The sequence below is a fragment of the Mesorhizobium sp. M4B.F.Ca.ET.089.01.1.1 genome (assembly GCF_004022605.1).
In the GTDB taxonomy this organism is placed as follows: domain Bacteria; phylum Pseudomonadota; class Alphaproteobacteria; order Rhizobiales; family Rhizobiaceae; genus Mesorhizobium; species Mesorhizobium abyssinicae.
In genome coordinates, this window is the sequence record NZ_RZOS01001052.1 from 1 (window position 1) to 771 (window position 771).

Sequence of the window (771 nt, forward strand, 5' to 3'; positions counted from 1 at the left end):
CCCTCAGATCGCCCAGCGATACGTCTGGGCCTGCATGTTTGCTGCCTTCTGCGATGGCTTGCCGACACTTTCGGCTCGCCGGGTGTGATGATCTTCTTCTGCGTCTTTCCCTCTCGGCGATATTGCCGTTCGGCCGTCCCGACCAAGGCCAAACCTCGGGCCGTTTTCCCGTTCCCGGGTCGAGCTTGAACGTCTCGTCGATGATGTTCTGGCGTGCTGCGAGCTCAACGCCGAGGCGCTTGGCATCGATGCATGGCACGACATATTGCGGCGGTGTCGCACGTGTTCGACGGTTTGGGCTTCAGGATCGTGCGGATGGGCCACGCTTTTCTGGCGGCGCGAAACACGGGCAATGCGCGTTCAAAACCTGACAAAGGCAGAAACTTGTCAGGTTCAATCCAACCGCCATCCGGGCACTGCGGAGGTTTTTCAAAGCATATTCATGCACTTGCGCGCTGAGCCCGCTGGCATGGACCTTGCAACGCTTGCAGCAGGACGGTATGCAATGGAGCAGACGAGGATGTTCTCTCCCCTGAACCGTGTGCCGTCTCTGAGAGGGAAATAAGCTCGTGCAGAAAATCTCACAACCTTTGACAACGGCTTTGGAGAACAACGTGGTGTTGCAGATCGAGTCCCCGGCTCCTTCGATTCAAGCGGAAACCTGGCTGCGTGGCGAGCCCCTCACCAGCTTCGAGCCCGGCAAAGTGTACATCGTCGAATTTTGGGCAACTTGGTGCGGTTCGTGTGTGGACGGGATGCCCCATCTGATGC

1 pseudogene is annotated in these 771 nt (G+C 58.2%); it reads left to right on the plus strand.

Annotated elements, in window-relative coordinates:
* Positions 1-614 precede the first annotated feature (614 nt).
* A pseudogene (locus EN780_RS39955) lies at positions 615-771 on the plus strand (TlpA family protein disulfide reductase); the annotation flags it as partial.